The 23,035-nt window shown below is 43.5% G+C and carries 21 protein-coding genes; 10 read left to right on the top strand and 11 right to left on the bottom strand.

The genetic code is table 11. The features are described 5' to 3' along the window. The gene (locus BLQ60_RS04150; protein ID WP_092616498.1) at positions 1-3,669 is read right to left on the bottom strand and encodes an exodeoxyribonuclease V subunit gamma; all 3,669 of its coding nucleotides are present in this window, start codon (positions 3,667-3,669) and stop codon (positions 1-3) included. A 269-nt stretch (positions 3,670-3,938) separates the two neighbouring features. Between BLQ60_RS04150 and BLQ60_RS04145 the strand changes: the two genes are divergently transcribed. Continuing rightward, positions 3,939-4,451, top strand: a complete 513-nt coding sequence (locus BLQ60_RS04145; protein ID WP_092616495.1) for a hypothetical protein — start codon at positions 3,939-3,941, stop codon at positions 4,449-4,451. 106 nt (positions 4,452-4,557) lie between these two features. Here BLQ60_RS04145 and pap read toward each other — a convergent pair whose 3' ends face one another. After that, positions 4,558-6,069, bottom strand: a complete 1,512-nt coding sequence (pap, locus tag BLQ60_RS04140; protein WP_092616491.1) for a polyphosphate:AMP phosphotransferase — start codon at positions 6,067-6,069, stop codon at positions 4,558-4,560. A gap of 135 nt (positions 6,070-6,204) precedes the next feature. On the opposite strand from pap, the gene BLQ60_RS04135 reads away from it, so the two are divergent. Further along, entirely contained in the window at positions 6,205-6,957 is a 753-nt protein-coding gene (locus BLQ60_RS04135) for a DUF8198 family protein (RefSeq protein ID WP_092616488.1), read from the top strand. A 44-nt stretch (positions 6,958-7,001) separates the two neighbouring features. Continuing rightward, on the top strand, positions 7,002-7,709 hold the full coding sequence (locus BLQ60_RS04130) for a DUF8198 family protein (protein ID WP_092616485.1): 708 nt from the start codon (positions 7,002-7,004) through the stop codon (positions 7,707-7,709). A gap of 18 nt (positions 7,710-7,727) precedes the next feature. Here the strand turns inward: BLQ60_RS04130 and BLQ60_RS04125 are convergent, their stop codons facing one another. Further along, on the bottom strand, positions 7,728-8,156 hold the full coding sequence (locus BLQ60_RS04125; protein ID WP_092616483.1) for a DUF7832 domain-containing protein: 429 nt from the start codon (positions 8,154-8,156) through the stop codon (positions 7,728-7,730). Positions 8,157-8,283: 127 nt separating this feature from the next. Here BLQ60_RS04125 and ubiE point away from each other — a divergent pair, with 127 nt between their 5' ends. The 3 genes from ubiE (at position 8,284) to BLQ60_RS04110 (ending at position 11,804) form a co-directional block, all read left to right on the top strand. Beyond that, entirely contained in the window at positions 8,284-9,246 is a 963-nt protein-coding gene (gene ubiE / locus BLQ60_RS04120; RefSeq protein WP_092616481.1) for a bifunctional demethylmenaquinone methyltransferase/2-methoxy-6-polyprenyl-1,4-benzoquinol methylase UbiE, read from the top strand. A gap of 145 nt (positions 9,247-9,391) precedes the next feature. After that, complete coding sequence (locus BLQ60_RS04115; protein ID WP_092616478.1) at positions 9,392-10,123, top strand: ubiquinone biosynthesis accessory factor UbiJ; 732 nt, start codon at positions 9,392-9,394, stop codon at positions 10,121-10,123. Between the two features lie 61 nt (positions 10,124-10,184). Continuing rightward, positions 10,185-11,804, top strand: a complete 1,620-nt coding sequence (locus BLQ60_RS04110; RefSeq protein WP_092616476.1) for an ABC1 kinase family protein — start codon at positions 10,185-10,187, stop codon at positions 11,802-11,804. 19 nt (positions 11,805-11,823) lie between these two features. Here the strand turns inward: BLQ60_RS04110 and BLQ60_RS04105 are convergent, their stop codons facing one another. Together BLQ60_RS04105 and creD are read right to left on the bottom strand one after the other, a co-directional pair. Beyond that, positions 11,824-12,015 carry a hypothetical protein gene (locus tag BLQ60_RS04105; protein ID WP_092616473.1) on the bottom strand — a complete coding sequence of 64 codons (192 nt, stop codon included), beginning with the start codon at positions 12,013-12,015 and terminating at the stop codon, positions 11,824-11,826. Positions 12,016-12,306: 291 nt separating this feature from the next. After that, entirely contained in the window at positions 12,307-13,698 is a 1,392-nt protein-coding gene (creD, locus tag BLQ60_RS04100; protein ID WP_092616470.1) for a cell envelope integrity protein CreD, read from the bottom strand. Between the two features lie 270 nt (positions 13,699-13,968). Between creD and BLQ60_RS04095 the strand changes: the two genes are divergently transcribed. Beyond that, positions 13,969-14,433 carry an HIT family protein gene (locus BLQ60_RS04095; protein ID WP_092616467.1) on the top strand — a complete coding sequence of 155 codons (465 nt, stop codon included), beginning with the start codon at positions 13,969-13,971 and terminating at the stop codon, positions 14,431-14,433. Here the strand turns inward: BLQ60_RS04095 and creC are convergent. The 4 genes from creC to creB all read right to left on the bottom strand — a co-directional run bounded on the left by creC (position 14,430) and on the right by creB (position 18,031). Continuing rightward, the gene (gene creC / locus BLQ60_RS04090) at positions 14,430-15,941 is read right to left on the bottom strand and encodes a two-component system sensor histidine kinase CreC (RefSeq protein ID WP_092616464.1); all 1,512 of its coding nucleotides are present in this window, start codon (positions 15,939-15,941) and stop codon (positions 14,430-14,432) included. The two genes, BLQ60_RS04095 and creC, sit on opposite strands and share 4 nt — an antisense overlap. A 15-nt stretch (positions 15,942-15,956) precedes the next feature. Further along, the gene (locus BLQ60_RS04085; RefSeq protein ID WP_092616461.1) at positions 15,957-16,697 is read right to left on the bottom strand and encodes an aspartate/glutamate racemase family protein; all 741 of its coding nucleotides are present in this window, start codon (positions 16,695-16,697) and stop codon (positions 15,957-15,959) included. A 44-nt stretch (positions 16,698-16,741) separates the two neighbouring features. Next, positions 16,742-17,200, bottom strand: coding sequence for a DUF441 domain-containing protein (locus BLQ60_RS04080; RefSeq protein WP_092617383.1), 459 nt, complete (start codon positions 17,198-17,200; stop codon positions 16,742-16,744). A gap of 108 nt (positions 17,201-17,308) precedes the next feature. Continuing rightward, positions 17,309-18,031, bottom strand: a complete 723-nt coding sequence (creB, locus tag BLQ60_RS04075) for a two-component system response regulator CreB (protein ID WP_092617381.1) — start codon at positions 18,029-18,031, stop codon at positions 17,309-17,311. An 88-nt stretch (positions 18,032-18,119) separates the two neighbouring features. On the opposite strand from creB, the gene BLQ60_RS04070 reads away from it, so the two are divergent. Then, on the top strand, positions 18,120-18,878 hold the full coding sequence (locus BLQ60_RS04070) for a PA3715 family protein (RefSeq protein ID WP_092616458.1): 759 nt from the start codon (positions 18,120-18,122) through the stop codon (positions 18,876-18,878). Positions 18,879-19,368: 490 nt separating this feature from the next. Here the strand turns inward: BLQ60_RS04070 and BLQ60_RS04065 are convergent, their stop codons facing one another. Next, positions 19,369-20,541 (bottom strand): acyl-CoA dehydrogenase family protein, encoded by a 1,173-nt coding sequence (locus BLQ60_RS04065; protein ID WP_092616455.1) that lies wholly within the window; start codon positions 20,539-20,541, stop codon positions 19,369-19,371. Positions 20,542-20,837: 296 nt separating this feature from the next. Here BLQ60_RS04065 and BLQ60_RS04060 point away from each other — a divergent pair, with 296 nt between their 5' ends. Both BLQ60_RS04060 and BLQ60_RS04055 read left to right on the top strand, forming a co-directional pair. Then, complete coding sequence (locus tag BLQ60_RS04060) at positions 20,838-21,098, top strand: FAD assembly factor SdhE (RefSeq protein ID WP_092616451.1); 261 nt, start codon at positions 20,838-20,840, stop codon at positions 21,096-21,098. A 110-nt stretch (positions 21,099-21,208) separates the two neighbouring features. Then, entirely contained in the window at positions 21,209-21,631 is a 423-nt protein-coding gene (locus BLQ60_RS04055) for a hypothetical protein (RefSeq protein WP_092616448.1), read from the top strand. 82 nt (positions 21,632-21,713) lie between these two features. Here BLQ60_RS04055 and serA read toward each other — a convergent pair whose 3' ends face one another. Continuing rightward, complete coding sequence (serA, locus tag BLQ60_RS04050) at positions 21,714-22,943, bottom strand: phosphoglycerate dehydrogenase (protein WP_092616445.1); 1,230 nt, start codon at positions 22,941-22,943, stop codon at positions 21,714-21,716. Positions 22,944-23,035: the final 92 nt, after the last annotated feature.

The raw sequence follows: 23,035 nt of genomic DNA, 5'->3' as shown, positions 1-23,035 counted from the left end.
CTAGGCCTTGATCGGCTTTTGCAGATGCTTGAACATCGGTTGATATAAACGCACCGCATACTTCTCGCTATGTTGATTGAGCAGTTTTGCCGCCTCATCAGGTGCAATCACCAATGCCCAATCAGGCGACAACGATGAGCCTTGATCACTATAGGCATTTTCAAAATCTGCGTGGTAATAGTGTTGCCCTAACCAACGCTTTTCGATCTCTTTAAAGTTGGCGACATATTCCTCACCTTGATCATCAATTTCAAACTGCAACTGCTTATCACCGACTTGGGCAAAGATCGCAGGTGGCAAGGCAAAGGCTTGATTTTGTTGCAGAGTCCAGACCTCAAGCCAATCTTGTAGATATTTTTGCGCATTTTCTTGACTTAGTTCTGAGAAAATTAATGTCATATTTTTAAACAACGCAATCCGAGTTAACGATTCAATTTGATCGGCATAAGCTCGCCATAAAAGATATTGCAACCAAATCGACAGCGCACGCGCACCATGACAACTTGACGCAGTGAGGCTAACCCAATTCGTGGCAGATTCGTCACTTGGGATTTGAATATTCAATTGTAGCTGTTCGCCCAAAGGCATGGTTTTAGTGGTTAACAGTGTGACTTTCCCACCAAAATCACTGAGCCGCTCCAGCACTTGATCGAGTTCACTCTGCGCCTGTTGCCACGTGGCATTTTGCATTTTGCCAATCGGCATTTTGTCTTGTAATAACAGTAAATCGGTGGATTCTGTCGCTAAAACGGCATCACTTTCTAGTGTGTTATTTTCTAAAAAGCATTGCTGTAAATAATCTCTCACCGAATATTTTTGCAAGCCGCCCAATTGTAATGGCTCAAAACTTTCAAAGGCATCAACACTACCCACATTGGCAATGCCTGCATGACGTAAGAAATGCTGTGCGGGATGCGATAAGTCTTTGATCCACTGCGAGACATCCATGATTTGCAGGGCTGTACTTGTTTCTATAGGTGACTGATCTAACCAAAAGAATTGCATATCCGACGGCTGTTGTATCTGCTGTGCCACTTGCCACCACTGCGAACGATAACGCTGAACTTTGACATCGGTAAAACCTTTTGGATCAAAAGGTTGTAATGGATGCACGTTATAGATCGAAGATAAATGACGTGGAATCACTAAGCCTGATTCTTCGATACATGGTTTTTGCTCACGATGCTGATCTGATGATTTTGCCACGATCAAGTCAAGATGTTGTACCAATTCTTGTACAATACTGGACGGATCACGCACCTCGGCATCTTGCACATCGAAGCCATTATAAAACAGCCAAAATTGATCTTGCGCCTGCAACAAAGCATCTAAAAATGCACCTTGATCATCCTCAAGTCGTGAACGATCGCCAAGCTCAGCTTGTAAAAGCTCCATTAAATCAAAAGGAATATGTGCATCACGATTCGGGAATGTGCCTGTATCCATATTCAGACAAACGACGAGTTGATACGGTAGTGGACGGAGCTGTCCAATCTGCGCAAAAGTAATATATCCAGTTGGCTCAGTTTGCGAAACTTTGTGCGATAGCGTCGATTCAATTTCATCGAGCACAAAAGACAGAGGCAACCGCACCGCTTGCGAATCCGTCACCTCAATAATGCGTTTAAACTGATGCAAAGCATCTTGCACATAGCGCCAACCTGTGCAGACTTCAAAGTCGCTAATATCAGTATCTAATAATGCGACTGACTCCGCCAAAGTCTGTTGCTGATCAATCGCTTGCGGTGTGAGCCAATCACGATGACTATCTAAATCATGATGAATTTCAATCAACTTACCGATCAATTCGAAATCAGCGGTTTGCACGGATTCCAAACTTAAAATCTCATCGAACAGCGCATGTTCAGGCATGGCAATCGCCAATGCCAGTCGATCTAGCGCATAACGGAAACTAAAGCGAAAATCTTGATCATGTGGCGCAAGACTTTGTGCAAGATGCGCCTGATCAAAACCACGTTTAAATCCTGCCGATTCAAGCAGTTCCAACATGCGTTGTACTTGTTCAAAGGTCAGGGCGAAGCGTTGTAAAGTCGCAGGCAAACTCAGCCAATCGGCAAAATATTCTAGGCTAAACCGCTGATGCAACAACTTAAAGCGCAAAGTAATCGATTGCCACAATTGCAAGGCATCTTGAATCGGTACACCTGCGATCTTCACAGGAAGCATTGGTGCAGCAGTTAAAATATCATTTTTAATTGCTGAATTGACTGATAAATTCGCATGATGTGTTGAATGAAACACCGTGCGAATTTGCGTTTCGATTTCAGATAGATTCGGTACAAGTACCACAATATCACTCGGCTGACGCTTCTGCGCTGTATCGGCACTGAGCCATTGTGTGAGTTGATCTTTCAGCACTTCAAGCTGACGCATGGTCGAATGGCAGACGTGAATCTGAATCGAACGATCATCATCCGCTAAAGCATAGCTGTCCGCTACAGGCTCACTTAAATGCAAAATATCTGATTGAATTTTCGAGAGTAAATGCTGTGGTTCAATCTCGACAAAGTGATCTTGCCAATCGCCCTCTTCACCACCTGCAAGCTGACTCAGCAATGCGCCAATATCACGGGCTTGCTTGCCGAGCCTCGTCAGTAGCGGATGACGAGATTCATAATACACCGCAGCATCGGGATATTTCAGCTCATACTTGGCTTTCCAGTACGGATCGACGCTGTCCGCCCAATACTCTTGCGACGGCGCATAATGATAAATTTTAATTTGCGTATACTGCGCCAATCGTCTTAAAAAATTCAGTTGTGACGGTGGCAATTCCAATAGCGTAAAAATATAAATCTGTGGTGGTAAACGGCGAATCGCTTGCTCGGCAAATTCACCCGTTAAGGTCTGCCAAAATGCCTGATCAATGCTTTCGATCTGCTGGAAATCTGCCGCAAATTCCTCATGCCAAATAAAGCGTTGCCACTGCTCCAATTGCTGGGCTTGCTGGATTTGATAATTCACTGCTTCGGGTTGGGATTTTACCGAGTCTTTTTGTGCAACTTTTTCAGGATTGCGTAGCCATTTCTGTACTAGGATTTCTTGATCATTACCCCAACGATGTAGCCAATTTTGTCGACAACGGCATTGCACTGCACCCGATTTACTCAAGCCGTAAAGCTGTTCACAGTTCTGTACACACTGCCCACGATAGACGATGTAATTGGCAAATAAACGTGAGGTCTGATCGGCAATCCAATACAGTAGATTTTGTTGTTTTAAACTGCGTTGCAAAGCATTTTCGATGGCATCACTATGTTGTCTAACTCGTTGAAATAATCCATATAAAGCATGGTTTTCTGTAATCGATTTCTCTGCAATGTCTTTTGAAAAATATGTATTGAGAAATAGATAAATCCGCCATTTCATATTGAGCATTTGCGGGGCTTTTAAAATCGGCTCTTGCCCAAGTACCGCTTGATAGAGTTGCCATTGCAAAGTACGCAATTGACTAAACTCAATATTAGCGCTGATGCCTTGTTGCTCGGCAAGTTGTTGTTGGAGCCATTGTCCAATGCCGTGATTTGGCACCACGATTTGCGTGCTTTGCAAAAGACTTTGGGCAGAATTTTTCGGCTGAAACGCATCCTGCATCAAAGCATGGAGTAACACTTCAGGTCGCTGACTTTGCAGAATATCAATGCCCATATTTAGCTCTAAAATTTATAAAATTATTGGAAAAATGAATGGTATTTATCCTAACCAAATTTGTGGCAACTGACCATCATTTCAGGTTGAAATTCATCAAATAAACGACATGTATTGTCGCCATAAAGTTGAAGCGTTTTTTCTCATAATCCTTTCAGATACATATTGAAAATAGAGAAGCACTACACATTTTTGCAATTTCATGGCAAAGTAATTTTCAGCAAAATTCAACGCTTACATTTTAAATCTACGCCACAAGGAAAGACTTCGTGAAAATCAAAAACACACCAAATACGATTGACCCAAATCTTGACCTCGAAAAAGCACGTCAAGACAGTTTAGAGCTGATTAATAAGCGTGCTTATATTTCGGCAGGTGCGGCGATGGTGCCGATTCCTTTGTTTGACTTGGTGGTGGATTTGGGCGTATTAACCACACTGTTGCCTGAAATCAATGCCAAATTTGGACTGGCGCCTGAGCAAATCAGTGTCTACGACCCGAAAACCAAAACAGTGAATTGGAAAGAACTGCGCAAACGTGGCTTTGAGCTATCGAGCTTTGTGGTAGCACGCACAGCGGTGAAGCAATCGATCAATGGTCTACTTGGAAAATTTGTAACCAAACAAGTGACCAAGTTTATTCCACTTGGTGGGTCATTGGTCGCAGGAACGCTCGGCTACATGATCATGAAAAAGATCGCTGAAACGCATATCGAAGATTGCTACCAAACGGCGAAAAAGTTGCAAAAAGAAAGCCAAAGTAAAGTTGTTGGTACGCAGTAAAACTACAGACGAAAAGACCTCACCCCACCTCTCCTACAAGGAGAGGAGTTTTCCATTGCGCCTCACCCAGCCTCTCCTCGAAGGAGAGGCGCTCTATTTTGAAACTCTAATTCGCAGCTTTTAAGCGCTCTAGGATATGTTCAAGCACTGCAATCCGAGCGCTATTTTTATCATTAGTCGCCACGATATGCCACGGGGCGCAGTCGGTTGAAGTGTGTTCAAACATATCCGCTGCCGCTTGCAAATAGTCATCCCATTTTTCCCGATTGCGCCAATCCTCATCGGTGATTTTAAAGCGCTTGTGTGGCGTTACTTCACGGGCTTTGAAGCGTTTTTCCTGCTCGTCTTTGTCGATCGCCAGCCAAAACTTAATCAACACGGTTTGGTTGTCCATCAAGTCCTGTTCAAAACGATTGATTTCCGCATAGGCACGCTTCCATTCAAAGGGCTTAGCAAAGCCTTCGAGTCGCTCAACCAAGACCCGTCCATACCATGAGCGATCAAAGATGGTAATGTCACCGTTTTTAGGTAGTTTCGTCCAAAAGCGCCACAGATACGGACGACGTAATTCGTATTTTTCAGGTGCTGCGATGGTGTAAATATCATATTCACGTGGATCGAGTTTTTTGATGATGCGCTTGATCGCACCGCCTTTGCCTGCGGCATCCATCCCTTCAAACACGATCACCACATTGCGCTCATCTTGGCGCATGGCTTTGGCAACTTTCTTACTGAGTTTTTTTAGCTGCTTTTTATAGTCATCTTTGTCTAATTCGTCATCATCAAATTGAGTCAAATCGTCGGGAATCGTTGATTTTTTCCAACGTCCTGTGATGGCATCGGGTGTAATTTCTGACAAAGGCTGTTTTAATGCGGAGAGTACCACTTGAGCAAATTGTTGATCACGCCGTTCCTCATCGTCACCATCAATACAAATCCAATCCTCGGTGAAATGTGCACGCAACTTTTGCAAGGTATCGTATTGCTTTTGACTGCGCCAATCTAAGCCGTGCAGTTGTTGCCATTTTTGTACGCTTGGATCAAGTTTATCCAAACGCTTTTGTAGCGCTTTCCACGACAGATCAAACCAAACCTTCACCACATGCACGTGGTTGGCTTGTAGATCGAGCTCAAACTCACGCATGTTTTGTACATAGTCTTTGAATTGTTCGGTAGTAATCGGCTCAGACACATGCATTGCAGTCGCCAACAAATCACTATACCAATTACCAAATAATAGCTTCATCTGCCCTTCGGCAGGGATAAAGCCAGCATACGGCTGCCAAAAGGGTTGTGACTTGGTCAGTGGATGCGGGACTTCGGCTTTGACCAACAGATAACGTGGATCAACCCATTCACGGAGCTGTTGCACCGCTTCGCCTTTACCTGCCAGCTCAATACCGCTGATCAGAATCAAGACACTTTTGCCTTTGATACTGCCTCGCCCTTCTCGAAGCTGAAATTGCGCTTCGATTAAATCTGCGGAGAGTTCGTCTTCATCACGTATCGGCAATTTTTCCAATTGCTCGGCGCTTAGACACGGCACAAGCTGTGCTGAATTTTTAGCAAGGTCATCTTGGCTGGCTTGTTCAGCATTTATTTTTTCTGATTTTGACATCGTGACTCTTTTCTCCCAAAATTGAGCATGCAAAACACATCAACAAAACAGATGCGCGGTTTGCGCTACAATTGTACTATTCACATCTCGATACTTTCTTTTATACTCTTTTCAGCTGTCTGTCATGTAAAAAATATGTTAAAAACTGAACAACTTGCACGTTATCTTGAGCAATATAAGCAACTTCGAATTCATCATTCTGCTGAGGTAAAAACGCTCACTTGGCAAGTTGCAACATGGCAAAAACAGCGCATGCAACAAGTACATGGCAACCTATTTCAAAGCAACACTTATACCGAACTGGCTGACTTCTTTCACAGTGAATTGTATAACTTTGATGCACTAACCGAGCTTGCTGATCAACTCGAGCTCATGCTTGCGCAAAAAGTGAAACTTGATCGTTGGCTCCCCAATGAAATCCTCAATGCACTGGTGCAATCGATGCAATTGGCACTGCTCACCATCAAACTCGACCAACAGCTTGCCATTCAGCTGATCCAAAAAGAACAACCGCTAAATGATGCAAATCTGTTGCATATTGCCTTGGCATGTAATCAACGCCCCGACCGACTGCGCCAACTCAAACTCTTTCAAAGTGTCAGCCAACAATTGGCACGTCATGCACAGTCTTTACTGCTTCGCACTTCACTCAAACTCGCCAAATCCAAACTCAAACAACGTGGTTTTGCACCGATGTATCAGTATTTAGATCATGGCTTTCAGGTCATGCGTAGCAATCCACATGCCAAGCAATTTTTTCATCATTATGCACAGCAAGAATATTGTTTTTTAGATTATATGGTCAATGCACAGCCGAGCGATCTCAATGTATATTATGACCCGACATCACAACAAATCTGTCGGAATGCGCAAACACCACCGCAGTAATTTGCATCCGTGCATTCATTTGATTTAATTTTTTTGGGGAAATCATGTCTAAGTTTGACTTTTTACAACAACAACTCGATGATTACGAGAATTTGCAAAGCCACCAAGATGCAAGGCTTGCCAACAAATTACAACACGTCCAAGCATGGCAAAAAGCCCGCATGCAACAGACCCATGCCGATTTTTTTGCCATTCCAGCACATCAACCGATGGCGCATTATTTTCTCAATCGCCTATATGGCGCAGATGATTTTAATGAACTTGCCCATCAGATCGGTCGTTTTATTCGTAATGCACACAAAGTTGAAAAAATTCTGCCAAAGTCTGCCCTGCAAACAGGTGATGCTGGGGTGGAACTTGCAGTATTGGCGATTCAGCTCGATGAACAAGTCGCCAAATATGTATTGGACAATTATCCAAGCGACACACCGCTAAATGATGACATGATGCGCCGCGCTTACCTTGCCGTTGATCAAGCCGAACCTCGACTGCATCAGATGCAACTGCTTGAAACATTAGGTGAAAAACTGGATAAATATGTGCGCTCGGCGATCGTCAAAGCAGCATTTAAGTTATCTAAAGGCGTGGCTTATCGGCATGATGCCAACACCATTTATGATTTTATTGATGATGGTTTTAAGGCGATGGCACCGCTTCATTCTGCGCAAGATTTCATCGCCACATTTACCGCCAAAGAAAAACAAATTATCGATGCAGTTCATACAGGGCATCCAACTCCATTTCAGCTTTAAAAGCACATATCGAGCTATTTAAACGCTCGTTTCTTTCCAGCGTCGGAATGCTTCTGTCAAATGTGGTGCAATTAAGTCATAATTTTCCCAAGTATCTTCAACATGATAGATACTTGGCAATGCTTTCGCCAACACATCCTCATAGACTTTGTAATACAGATAATCTTCCCCTGCATAATAAAACTGGGTAAAGGCTAACCCACCTTCATTTAAATCTTCATCCCAAAATTTTTCATCGCACTCCATACTCAAAAACATTCGCCCAGTAATTTGACGTTGTTGTACTTTTACAATAGCGCTTGCACTTTCTTCTCGATGTAGCTCGCCATGTAAATCATGATGAATAATCCAAGCCAAAAAAATCCCAATGTGCGTTCCAGCATGCTCATAAGGCAAGCCAAATTCTTCAACAGTTTCTGCATGCCAATCCATTCGGTCAATCGCCATACTTTCATCTCTCTTTCTTTAGAATTATCAATTATTATTCACACATTAACACACCAGATTTAAGTTGAGTATGTTATCTTTTCGGCATCTATATATGTTCGTATTAAAAACGCCTGAGGAGTGCGATATGTCTAGCGACAATCATAACAGCGATAGCCAAGATAAAAATAATCAGCAAAAAACCAGCCCATTTCTCACCGAATCATTGCCACAAGGTACGCCTCAAGGACAACAACAAAGCCTCGAACAATTGTCTAACGGCACGAATGCAACGGCGGGCACATCGACGGACACTTCATCAGCAATTCCAAAATATAATCTGCCACGTGGTGCCAACACAGGCAATGTCGGTGCAACCACACACTTTGGCTACAAAACAGTAGATAGCACTGAAAAAGAACAAAAAGTCGCAGAAGTTTTTCACTCCGTTGCCAGTAAATATGACTTGATGAATGACTTGATGTCTTTTGGCATCCATCGTCTGTGGAAGCGTTTTGCCATTCAAATGTCAGGTGTACGCCGTGGTCAGCAGGTGCTTGATATTGCAGGCGGTACAGGTGACTTGGCAAAAGTATTTAGCCGTGAAGTCGGTGAAACTGGTCATGTGGTGCTTTCAGATATTAATGAGTCGATGCTCAATGTCGGTCGTGATCGTTTGCTCGATGCGGGCTGTACCAATGTCGATTTCGTGCTTGCCAATGCTGAAACTTTAGAGCCGTTTGCAGATAATAGTTTTGATTTGGTCACCATCAGCTTTGGTCTACGTAATGTGACCGATAAAGATGCGGCACTGGCTGCGATGTATCGTGTACTCAAGCCAGGCGGTCGTTTATTGATTTTAGAATTTTCAAAACCGATCTTTGAGCCATTATCAAAACTCTATGATCTGTATTCATTCACCGCTTTGCCTGTGATGGGGAAATTGGTGGCGAATGATTCGGAAAGCTATCGTTATCTGGCAGAATCAATTCGTATGCACCCCGATCAACACACCTTAAAACAAATGATGCAAAATGCAGGCTTTGCTCAGTGTGATTATCACAATCTGACTGGTGGTATAGTGGCAGTACATCGTGGCTTTAAACTATAGTCAGAGAACTTAAATCCTGCTACAGCGTTAACCTCGCTTGAAGTACTATCTGTACACCTTCGCTCGGTTGCCTTGTATCAAAAATTAATTTCTTCGACTATATAAATCAACAAGCCGTTCTATTTGAAAGGGAAAACATAAAGACATGTGGTCAATCCTTGCGCTCGGTGCATGTGAAAAACTCATCAATGGCATCATCAATAGCGATGCCATTACCCGACTCAAGCTCGATGCATTGCATGGGCAATGTTTACGTGTGGTGATCGATCAGCCACAGCTCAGCGTCGATACATTTTTCGATCAAGGTAAAATCCGTCTTGAACCGACTGCACTTGGACAGGCAGAAAACCATCTTTCTAAACCGAGCATATTTGAGCAACGTCCTTTTGATCATGCGGAAAAAGTTACCGAAGCCACAGCCACCTTGCATGTCAAAAATGTGGTGGAATTGATCAAATTGATTAGCACCGATAGCGACCAACTCGGTACGATTCCGTTGCAGGGCGATTATCATTTGCTCTTTGCTTTAAAAGAAATCATTGCGCAACTTGATATTGATCTAGCTTCACGCCTCAGTCCGTGGATCGGTGCAACGGCTGCGCATGAACTTGGTAAAGTGCAGAATGTGCCGAAGCATCTCGCCAAGACATTGAAAAGCGCTGAGTTTATGTTTACTGACAGTATTCGAGAAGATTCAGGCGTATTTGCGCCACGTTGGCAGATGGATGATTTACAGCGAGAAACTCGTCAGCTCAATCAATCATTAGACCGCTTAGAAGCCAAAATGGCTGAACTGAATGCAGGGTTTTCAACTGATTTAGAAAATACGAATCTTCAAAAAGATATTGATGATTCCACAAATATTCAACCTCAATAAGGGACGCACGAAAAGCCGATTTTTCGATGTTTCTGTTCAATACAATTAGGATTTGCTTGGTATGGTGCCACATCTGACTCGACTTTTAGAACTTTGGCGCATCGCAGCGCATTATCGTTTGGATACGCTGATTCCTGCCGATGAGTTACCTGCGAAAGCTCGCCCGATTCTCAAGTTGATTCGTGCCAATCCTGCGGCGTGGTCTTCTCGTGAAAAGCGCAATCCGCTGAAATTAAAACAAGCCTTAGAGGATATGGGACCTCTTGCGATCAAGATGGGACAATTGCTCTCGACGCGTCGTGACTTGATTGCGCCTGAGATTTTATCGCAACTGACCTTGTTGCAAGATCAGGTCAAACCCTTTGCGGTAGATGTTGCCAAAGCTCGCATTAGCGATGCCTTTAAAGCCGATCTAAATACCTTATTCCAACGCTTCGACGAGCAACCACTCGCTGCCGCATCGATTGCGCAAGTGCATACCGCAGCATTGCATGATGGACGTGAAGTGGTGGTCAAAGTCACTCGCCCTGAGATTCGCAAGCAGATTTTACGTGATTTTGAGATTTTGACGTGGCTCGGTGGCTGGCTTGAGCAACGCCTTGAAGCCGCTCGTGCTTTACACATCAGTGAGATTATTCAAGAATATCGTGCAGTGATTTTGAATGAGCTTGATCTGAGCATTGAAGCGGACAATACTCGCCGTATGCGTCATTACTTCACAGGCTCGAGCATGATGTATGTGCCTGAAGTGTATATGGATAGCACCGATGTGATGGTCGCTGAACGCATCACAGGTGTACCAATTTCCGACACGGCAACTTTTGATCGGCTCGGTATGGATCGTGCAGATTTGGCGGAAAAAGGCTTAACCATCTTTTTCACCCAAGTGTTTCGGGATAACTTTTTCCATGCCGATATGCACCCTGGCAATGTCTTTGTCGAAACCTTAAATCCGCAGAGCCCACGCTATATTGCACTCGACTGCGCCATCATGGGTGAGCTGTCCAAAGCCGATCAAATGACCGTTGCTCGGATGCTGCTTGCGGTGATGAATAGCGACTTTATGCAGTTGATTCAGATCGTGCATCAGGCTGGTTGGATTCCGCCTGATACCGACCAAGATGGCTTAGCTCGTGAGATGCGACGCACGGTCGGTCCGATGGTATCCAAGCCGATGGATCAGCTTGATTTTGCGGGGATTCTGTTGCAAATCATGGATATCGCACGACGTTTCCGTTTGGAAATTCCACCGCAATTGATGTTGTTATTAAAAACTTTGGTACATGTCGAAGGTTTGGGTACTGATCTCTATCCACAGCTTGACATTTGGAAGTTGGCAAAACCGATTCTGACCGAATGGGTCAAACAACAGATGAATCCTGCCAAGAATCTCAAAGAACTTGGACAGCAAATTCCCGATTTGTTGCTTGGTGCGCAGGATTTGCCGAGTATGTTGATCGACAGTGTGAATGGGCTTAAAAATCAAGCGGTGTGGCATGATCGCCAAATCCGTGAGTTGCAAACGCTCCGCCTACAAGTAGCGCAACAACAACGACGTAATTGGATTTTTGGCAGTATTTTTATTTTTCTACTCAGCCTTGCCATGATTACGCCGATTTTTATTGGTATCATTTTCTATATTTTGGCGGCTTTGGTGGCGATATGGCGAGTGATGAATTAATCCATCATTTGCCTTAAATCTACGCCGAAGGTTTTGAATTTACATCGAATTTTAAAATCTGAAATCCGACCAATTGCCGTGCTTGAAACTGCAAAATTAACTGCAAGCTGGCGCAGTACACCACACCACCTAAGTTTAAAAAGTCGATCTGTTTGGTACGCAAGGTATTTAAACAAAATGCTTTGCTTGTGCCATACGCTAATACTTGCATGAGCTGCTGTTGCTGTAATGCCAGCGGTGACCATTGACGCTGTGGAAGTGGCGTGATCTGATCTGATCTGATCTGAAATGGTGTGCTGTGTAGTGTTGTTGTGCAAACTAATGCTGTGTGAAGTGCTTTGCATGAAATGATTGACGATATGATTCATGGTGATGTCCTTTGATTCAATTTTGAGCTGTGCTGGATGTCAAATTGCTCATACAGCACACACTTTTTAATTTCGGCTTAGTAATTTTCCGATTAGTGATTTTGGTTTAATGATTTAGGTTGAGTAACTTTCGCTTAACCGTTCGACTTCGGATTTTTTAAGCTCATCTGATACCAATCGACATTTCGGGTAATAAACATCACCGCAGCCACCAGTACAAAGGCGAAGATCGAACCCATAAAGAAGGTTTTTTCCGCAGATTGTAAGAGCACATACATCACCACATACAGACTGCCCAACAGCACACTAAACAAAATCGCATGAAGCCATTTACCCATCACAAAGCGCAGATACCAACCGATCAAGCCAATACAGGCAATGGCGGCGATGTAATAGGCACTGAGAAAGCTATATTGCTCACTAAAGGAAAGTAACAGCAGGAAAAATACTGACTGTGCAATCCCGACCAACAGATATTGGATCGGGTGAATCGCTAAACCTTTCAGACTTTCGAACAAGAAGAAGCTGGCAAAGGTGATTAAAGTAATCATCCAACCGTATTTAATCGCACGGTCGGTCTGACTATAGACATTCACTGGCTCGATAAATTCCACCGCAAAACCTGATGCTTTAGACAATATTTCGCCCGTCTTGTCTTCATAGTAGTCATTGTTACTGCAATTCATCGCATTCCAACAGCGCATATAGTCTTGGCGGTTTTGATAGCCCAGCGTAATGCTCTGCCATTTTGCACTAAATTGCTGATCAAATGAGCTATTTTGCGTTGGCAAACTATCACCGAAATATTTGGCATCTGCCCAATTCCCTGTGGCATTAAATGTGGTTTTTTCGGTGGTGGGCACAAGGCTAAACACCTGCAAACCCTCTAGACTCATATCCAACGTAAAATCAAAATCATTCAGACTAAAATTCGGTAAAGCCACGCTCAGATAAGAAATGCCACCGCCAGAACCTGTTTGCTGATATTCGGAAAAATCAAGTTGGCGCTTTTCCCCAGCAATGGTCAGAATCGGCTTTTGATGCACCCCACGTAAATCTTTAATCGGCAACACAAATCGAGCCGACTGCCAATCCAAAGTGCGCTGATTTGCCGTGACCACCTGCTCGTTCACATGACGAAATTTCCCCTGACTTTTTAAAGTCGCCATATAACTGGTGGCAGCATAAATCGTGCGCCGATACTTCTCATCGCTGACATCAAACTTAGCATCCCAGTCGATCTGCTCAGGGAAAAATAATTGTTCACCTGACTCAGCACAGAGCTTATCTTTCAGCGCTGGATTCTCTCGATAATCACATGCCACCATCTGCGTATACGGCACGGTAATAAATGGGCTGACCAAGCGCTGTGAGTCGATTTGATTGCGCTCAATCTCCCGCACCACTTGATTTTGATAACCCTCCCGTTCATAGACAATATAATTGACAAAGCTCAGCCCAAGCGCAAATAAACCGAGCAAAGCACCCAAAATAAAAAGTTTTAAAAAAAGTTGACGTTGTTTCATGACACATCCCACTGTACTTATTCGACTTATTTATTGTCTTGATGTGAAATGTGTTTTATGGGAGCGCTTGATGTGGAACAAGTGAAATTTTGGTGAAGTTTTCGACACAAGCCTTGTCGCAAGATATTGAATGGACTCATTTGAAAATCCACTATTGAGAATTTAGTGCATTCATTCAAAGACTTTTAATTGATTTATTTACACGGCTTATATGATAATAAATCTCATTTATAATTTTCATTTTACCTTTAAATTGCTGAGGTAAATAGTTTGGAAAACTGCTTATTTTGTAAAATCGCCCATCAACAAATCAACAGCCACGTGATTGCTGAAAATGAAGATTTCATGGCATTTTTATCAATCTACCCGAATACTTTGGGTGTGACTGTGGTGATTCCCAAACAGCATTATCCAAGTTATATCTTTGATTTATATGATCAATTGATTGCAAAATTGATGCAATTTTCCAAATCCGTTGCTAAGCGTTTAGATCAATTTTTTGATGATGTGGGCAGAACGGCTTTGGTATTTGAGGGGTTTGGCGTAGATCATGTGCATGCCAAATTGTTTCCGATGCACGGCACGGCTGAACGAGCCAATCAATGGCAACAAATTAACTCGAATATTGATCATTATTTTGAACAATATCAAGGTTATATTTCTTCACATGATGCACAAGAAATGCCGAGCGAAGCGCTTGCGACATTAGCGCAAAAAATACGAGAGATGCCTTAAAAGTGCGATTTTTTCAGTTGAATCTTCACCAAAACGCCTTGCAAATTTTCAATGTGCGCATCATTTTCAGTAGTGGCTAAAAGCATATTCTTAGCAAAAGGCAAGTCAGCATATTGTTGTAAGGATTCGACATTTTTAATCTGAATCATTCCGCCCAAGCCATCCAACACTTGCTGAACAATGGTTAAGCCAATGCCTGAACTGCGTTGCTGGGTATCAGGGCGAGGCAAAGAATAATAATGCTCAAAAATATGCGTCATGGCAAAGTCAGGAATCAATGCGCCTTGATTAAACAGATCAATCTGGAAATGATGATCTTGTTCAGTAAGTTGCACGATCACTAGGCCTGCATTTGGCGTGAAATCTAGGGCATTATCCAAGACATTATTGACCGCTTGTTTCAACCAAAATGCATCGCTGTGAAGTTCACAATTCGGCTGAATATTTTGTATCAGTTGAATATTTTTCTGCTGGATTCGACTACGCTGTGCCTCAATTAAACTTTCGATGAGTACAGAAAGATTCAGCCGTTCTCGTTCAAATTTCTTCGCCGATTTTTCCAAACGAGTAAGGAGTAACATGCGATCAATCAGATCCCGCAGGCGTTTACTTTGCGCTTCGATATTCTTGGCGAAATGTTGCTGATCATCGAGTGGTAATGGGTCTTGTAAAATCTCAGCACTGGCTTGAATCGCTGTCAGTGGACTTTTCAGCTCATGAGTTAGCGTATTGACATAATGCTCGACATAAGCCCGATCTTCGAGTTTCTCACGCATTTCGGTCACGGCTTGCGTCACCTGATTCAGCTCTTTGGCGGAATAAAAATGCGGTGCTTCATTGACAGGCGCAAGTGCCTGCGCATAACGACGCACTCGATCAATACTGCGTCTCAGCCACCATGCCACGATACTGGCAAACAGCAGACTAATGATCGCCACCCAAATGGCTTTTTCTAAAAAATGCTTTTGCGCACGGCTGATATAGGGCTGTACTGAAAAATTGGGCTTGCCTAGACTCACCACACCGATGAGCTGACTGTCATAAATAATCGGTGCCGCAATATACATGGTGCTACCTTGTTCATCATCGACATTGGTACGGGTCGAGCGTGCTCCGTAACGTCCTCGTAGCGTCAGATAGACATCATTCCACTGCGAATAATCCTGTCCCGTGCCCGCACCTGTCGAGTCGTACAGCACAATGCCTTGCGCATCGGTAATATAAATCTGCTGATGAATTTGATTTTTGCTGTGTTGCCAAATCTGCGCATGTAAATCACGAGATAAGGCATGTTGAATTTTCACATTAAACTCAGGCGTGTTGACATAGCCCGAATGCACATCTTCGGCGACCAGTTGCGCCACGATATTGGCATTTTCCGCAAGCGTATCTTCAACCACTTGGCGCACGTTGGGTTTGATCTGCTGATTGATGGTGTAGAGCATAAACCACAGCACCACGATCAAAATCAGACTAAAGAAAAACCAAATGCGCACAAAGATCGACATGCTATTTTTCTCGTGCTAAGTCGTTGTGGTCGGCGTTTTGGGAAACGAAAAATCACTGAAATTTGCATTTCCTAACGCCAAATCCACCGCTGCTTCCGCATGAATCTGCGCTGAATCAAAAATCGCTGTGCTTAACGCCAATTGCTCAATGAATAAGACCAATTCGGTACAACCCAAAATGATCCCTTGTGCACCTTGTGAGGTTAAATCTTCAATCATACTTTGGAATTTTTTTGCAGATTCTGCATTCACAATCCCGAGGCATAGCTCTTGATAAATGATCTGGTGCAATTGATCTTGGGTTGCCTCATCAGGTGTCATCGCTTGAATACCGTGCATCGCCAATCGCTCCCGATAAAACGGCAGTTGCATGGTATATTTGGTGCCGAGCAAAGCCACGGTATTGAGATTTTTTTGTAAAATGGCTTTTGCAACACAGTCCGCCATATGTAGCACAGGAATGTCTACCGCAGACTGCACTTGATCATAGACTTTGTGCATGGTATTGGCACAAATCAGCACCATATCCGCATCGGCACATTGCAGTTGTCTTGCATTTTCAGCCAATGCTTCGCCTGCATCTTGCCAACGGTTTTGCTGTTGATATTCAGCAATTTCGGCAAAATTGACACTGTTAATCATCACTTTGGCAGAGTTTAATCCACCAAGCTGTTGCTTCACTTTGCGGTTGATAAATTGATAATAGAGCTGTGTTGACTCCCAGCTCATCCCGCCAATCAGTCCAATGGTTTTCATGTTTTACTCCAATGTCTTGTCAAATCACAGGCAACGCTGAATTATTATTTCGTCCACAATAGCACTGAAACAATTCCCGCCGCAATCAATGGCCCAACAGGCACACCACGAAAGAAAGTCACACCAATAATCGTCCCGACCAAAAGCCCTGTCACCACCGTCGGCTGATCGACCATCAAAGTCACCCCTCGCCCGCCAAGCCAAGCGACCAACACACCGACGATCACCGCAACCATGGTTTTCCAGTGGGTAAAGACTTGCATCATGTCTTCGGCTTGAATCTTGCCACTGACCAACGGCGACAACACCGCAATGGTGAGAATGATAATGCCAAGATGCAAACCATACTTTTCCATCATCGGTGCATACTGCACCAACGGCGTATGCAACACGATCAGTAAAACTGCCGAAGCAATAGTGATCGAGGAGTTATGGCTAAGCACACCAAGACCAATAAAAGCCAATAAAAATAAGGAGATCGTATGCGCAGATAAAAAAGACATCATCAGAAAATCATCAACAGCTCAGCAGGGAGCCGATATTATGCGGGAATGCGCTTGGATTCGCTATACGACTTGTTCTCAATCAGTTTAAAGCATCAATCGAATGCATTATTTTAATTCTAGGCTATAACCAAAACCTCGATGGGTTTGAATCGGTTCTAGTTCGCTACGGACTTTTTTCAGCTTGGCACGTAGACTTTTGATATGGGTATCCACCGTCCGATCCAGACTATGGTCAGGATGTTCCCAAACGTGATCCATCAGTTGCTGGCGACTAAACACTTGCGTAGGATGATCAATCAAAAATTTCAACAGCCCATATTCATAACGGGTTAGTTGCAAGGCTTCACCAAAATATAAAATTTGTAAGCGCTCAGGCAAACATTGCCAAACGGCTTCTAGTTCTTGAACAATCTCTAAGGAAGCATTTTCGGGCGAAGTTGCTGATACAGCATTTTGTGACAGTTGCATACGCCGCCAAACAGACTTAATCCGAGAAATAATTTCCCTCGCACTAAACGGTTTATGACAATAATCGTCTGCACCGATCTCTAGTCCAACGATCCGATCAATCTCATCATCACGAGCAGTCAGAAATAGCAAAGGTGTATGGCAATATTGACGCAGTTGTTTACACACTTCGAAGCCATCTATATCAGGTAAACCCACATCGAGAATAATAAAATCAAAAGTGCGAGATTGCGTTTCCGCCAATGCCAACTGCCCTTGACTGACCCAAGTCACCTGCCAGCCTTCACGCTCTAGCGCATATTTTAATGGCATGACAATGGCGGCATCATCTTCGACATAGAGTATTTGTTTTGTCGTCATGGGCTTTTTAATCATCTATGCTTCATATAAACTGAAAATACAGTAGCATATTTTTTAATACAACGAGAACGTGCTTATGCTTATTCCAATGAAAAGAAATTCCTATCAATGCCTTGCGATCATCACCTTGATGATCAGCCCTGTTTTTGCCTATGCCAGCGTTTGCGATAATGAAACGACGCTACACAAACTACTCACACAAACAGGAAAATATGCAGAATATGGACATTATGCGTGCCGTGCACTGCCTGCGGAAGCTGGCTTTTCCGTGTTGGCTGTGGCGCAGTTTGTACAAGATCAAAGCATCGATGCGCCAGATGGTCACTATCTAATGCACCTTTATAAAATTAACGACCAAAAGCAAAACGTCGTCGCCAGCTATCACGATCCAGCATCTTATGTCTCCGATGCCGTCGCCTTGACAGGCATACAGCTGGATACCGCAGCCTATCGGCTCAATCCCAAACAACGTGCCCTTGGACTACGCATCGAATATCGAAACGGCTCGCAAGTTTTCCCCTATGCGCCAGTGCATTTAAATTTATATGATTTTGAAAAGAAACAAAAAATACTCAGCGAATTGCCCGTTGAGTTATATCGTGGTGAGAACGACATGCACTGCAAAAACCAATGGGAGGAACAAAATGCGGTACTGCACATGCTCAATCAAAAAACCAAAGGCTATGCCAATATTCGAGTCAATATGACCAGCAAATACTATGCGACCCATGCCGTACAAGGACAGTGTAAAGACTTACCGACCAAAGAAGACTCTAAAAGTTTTACCTTAAAATATGATGGGAAACAGTATCAAGTGCCAAAGGCTTTGCGTGAATTTTCGAAATAGTGATTTTAGGGTCTGTTGACATTTCACAGATGCTTGCGACTACGGATGCTTTTTAGGCGATACTAGGCAGGAGTGAGGAAGTTTAGTCATTCTAAAGGACTCATTCCTAACGACGTAGCGTCAAAAAGCATCCTTGTCCTGAAAGGTTATCGCTAAAACTGCCATAAACTTCGTTATGAAACTTGGCAAGGGAGTGACCATTCCCTTCATTTCATGCCTCGTTTCTGTTGTTTTAGCTGATAACGCAATGCATGGCTGAAATGTCAACAGACCCTAATTGATCGTTTTGATTCTTTGAGAAATTATTATTAAACATCAGCGTGCCCTGTAAAATCATGACGGGATACAACACAATCATACAGGACGCTTCGACTGAAACAATGGATCCGTTTCGGTCATTCATCTTCGGATAGAAAATATGAATGCGCATAGTTTAAACTTTTTGAGCTAAAAATCTATAGTCATTTTTACCTGAGTAGAGCTACAGCGCTTATAAGGTTCGAGAAATCAACTCTTTCATGATCTCATTGGTGCCTGCATAAATCCGATTGGCACGGTTGTCGATATAGGCACGAGCGATTGGATACTCCAGCATATAGCCGTAGCCACCATGCAGTTGCACGCATTCATCCACGACTTTGGAAAACATTTCGGAAATTTTATATTTTGCGGCTGCCGCAGCATCGATGCCTAATTTTTCTTCGAGCTGTAGCTCCATACAACGATCTAAATAGGCACGGCAAAAGTCGATTTCGGTACGCATTTCCGCCAGTTTAAAACGTGTATTTTGAAAACTCGCCACTGCTTTGCCAAATGCCTTACGTTCCTTGGTGTATTGAATGGTATGCGCCAAAGCTGCCTCTGCACCTGCCTGACAGCCTATCGCCACCAACATGCGCTCCCATGCCAGCTCTTTCATCAACATCATAAAGCCCATGCCTTGCATACCGAGCAAATTTTCCTTTGGCACTCGGACATTATCAAAAAAGAGTTCGCACGTATCCTGTCCTTTCATCCCCACTTTTTTCAAGGGTTTGCCTTTGCTAAAACCTGCACGATCCGCCTCCACTATGATCAAGGATAAATTCGATGAACCTTTTTCCTCTGTACCTGTTTTGCAGACCACGATTGCCATGTCACAGAGATAACCATTGGTAATAAAGATTTTAGAACCATTAATAATGTAATCATCGCCATCGAGTTCGGCTGTGGTGCGTACCGCTTGTAAGTCTGATCCCGTGCCAGGTTCGGTCATGGCAATCGCCGTAACGATCTCTCCTGTCGCCATTTTCGGTAGCCAGTGGCTTTTTTGTTCTTCATTACCAAAGTTGTTAATGTAATTGGCAACGATATCAGAGTGCAGTGAGAAACCTGTACTGGAGTCCATCGCATAGGCTTGTTCTTCGATCAAAATCATACTGTACAAGCGATCAACCCCAGAGCCACCGTACTGCTCAGGCATGGTCGCACAGAGCAAACCGAGCTCGCCTGCCTTATTCCACAGGTCACGATCAACATGCTGTTGGTTTTCGTATTTTTCGATATTGGGCACCACTTCTTTGGCATAAAAGCGTCTGACCGTGTCACGAAAGGCATCGTGATCTGCGTGAAATAACTTGCGGGGTAGCATATTGGCAATTGGACGAATCGCAGCTTCAGACATAATAACTCCTTGTACTTTTCAATTTTTAATCCAACATTTTGTGCAACATGAAAACTTCCACACACTGCATTGCTGATCAGTTAAAAACATCCGTCCCTTGCAAACAATGCGCACAATGCTCAAATCCGCTAAAGTGGTGGCAGATTTTGCCAACATGATCTTTTTGTTTTGATTTTTTTGAATAATCATTTATCAAAGCCGAGTTTTTCTCACAGCGAAATCCGCCGAATCGACAAAAATGGTTTACAATTTCAAGGCAAATGATCACCGTTGATCCATCACGATTAGGATGTGTTATGTCAGTCGAACCTACTTTAGAACAGCGTAAAGTTATCTACCGCGCCCGCCGTGGTTTAAAAGAGTTAGATATTTATTTTGACCCCTATGTCAAAACGCAATACCTCAATGTCGCTGCCGATGAACAGGCGCTTTTTGAGGAATTGGTCGAACAAGAAGATCCTGACCTACTCGATTGGTTTATGGCAGTGTCTGAGCCTGAGAATAAAGCGTTGCTTGATTTGATTGCAAAAATGAAAGGCTTAGTACACAACAGTTAAACAGCATTTTTTGCGCAATCATTTTGATGTGAAGCACTTAAGGTAAGCGTGTTGGGATATGTCCACCAAACCTGTGTAACATCAAGACGTGTTAAGAAGGATGTCTAAGGATGGACGCATCAAATCTCTATGTATCATTCCAAGCCAGTGTCTATAAACTACTGATACCACTGCTACTTTGGCTGATCTTATCGATACTTGCGCTACAGATGATGCCTAGTCTTTGGGCGTTTTCGTTGTCGAGCTTGGCTCTGTTGCTGAGCTATGCTTTCAGAAATCGTACACCTTACACAGCGATGGCGCACCTTGATCAAGACACATGGACACTGCAGCAAAGTACAACACGCACATCAAAGTCAGCGCAAACTACGACACAACACCAAGCTGAATTACAATCCATTCAATCCTTTGGCGCAGTATTATTATTTCAATTTATATATGATGAAGAAAAGCCGATTCATCTGTGGATAGCCAAAGATCAAGTGACACTCTCAGACTGGAAAAAACTTAAACAACTGCAATTGTTGAATTAACTTTTTCCTCCCACGCTCAGCCCACAAAAAAACCACCCCGAAGGATGGTTTAGATTTTGTAGGATAAATGCTTGAACTTTACTTAGAATAAAACACGTACTCGAATCGTACCTTCTACATTGTGCAAGGTATCGAGTGCTTCTTGTGATGCAGATGCGTCCACATCCATCACCAAGTAACCGACATCCCCTTTAGTCATCAGTGATTGACCTGAGATGTTAATGCCTTGCTCAGCAAACAGTGTGTTGATTTTAGACAAGACACCTGGGACATTCTTGTGAATGTGCAATAGACGATGCTGACCTTCGGTCAATGGTAAAGCGATTTCAGGGAAGTTCACCGCAGACAAGGTCATACCTTTATCAGAGTACGCAACGAATTTCTCACCCACTTCAAGACCGATGTTCGCCTGCGCTTCCATGGTTGAACCACCGACGTGTGGCGTCAAGATCACATTGTCTAGACCACGTAGTGGAGATTGGAATTCTTCACCATTGGCTTTTGGCTCTTTCGGGAATACATCCACTGCCGCACCTGCCAAATGACCTGATTTCAAGGCATCTGCCAAATCTTCGATGACTACGCAAGTACCACGTGCCGCATTCATAAAGATGGCGCCTTCTTTCATCTGCGCAAATTGCTCTTTGGTGAAGAAGAAGCGAGTTGATGGCACATCAGGCACGTGAAGCGACACAACATCAGCATTGGCTAGGAGTTCACCCATCGAACCGACTTGACGTGCATTACCAAGTGGTAGTTTGGTCACCACATCATAATAAATCACGTGCATACCCAGACTTTCTGCGAGTACAGAAAGCTGTGAACCGATCGAACCATAGCCGACGATACCCAAAGTCTTACCACGAGTCTCAAATGAACCTACAGCAGACTTGTCCCAACCACCACGATGACAAACCATGTTCTTTTCAGGCACACGACGTAGTAAAAGAATGGTTTGCGCCAAGACCAATTCTGCAACAGAACGAGTATTTGAATACGGTGCGTTAAACACTGGAATACCACGACTCATTGCCGCTTTCAGGTCAACTTGATTGGTACCGATACAGAAACAACCGACAGCGATCAGCTTGTTCGCCGACTCAAACACTTCTTCAGTCAACTGTGTACGGGAACGAATGCCCACGAAATGCGCATCTTGAATCGCTGCTTTGAGCTCATCACCTTCTAGCGCAGTTTTGCGGTAATCAATATTGGTGTACCCAGCTGCATTCAAAGTATCGATGGCATTTTGATGCACACCTTCTAACAATAGAAAACGAATTTTATCTTTTGGAAGTGAAAGTTGGCTCATCACGGCTCCGCTACAAAGGCCAAAAAAAGAATCGCAGTATGATAACATATATCCACTGGCTTTTTATCATGTCTTTTCATCTCGATATTTGG

The sequence above is a fragment of the Acinetobacter marinus genome, from assembly GCF_900096915.1.
Classification (GTDB): Bacteria; Pseudomonadota; Gammaproteobacteria; order Pseudomonadales; family Moraxellaceae; genus Acinetobacter; species Acinetobacter marinus.
This window is presented reverse-complemented; position numbering and strand designations above follow the sequence as displayed.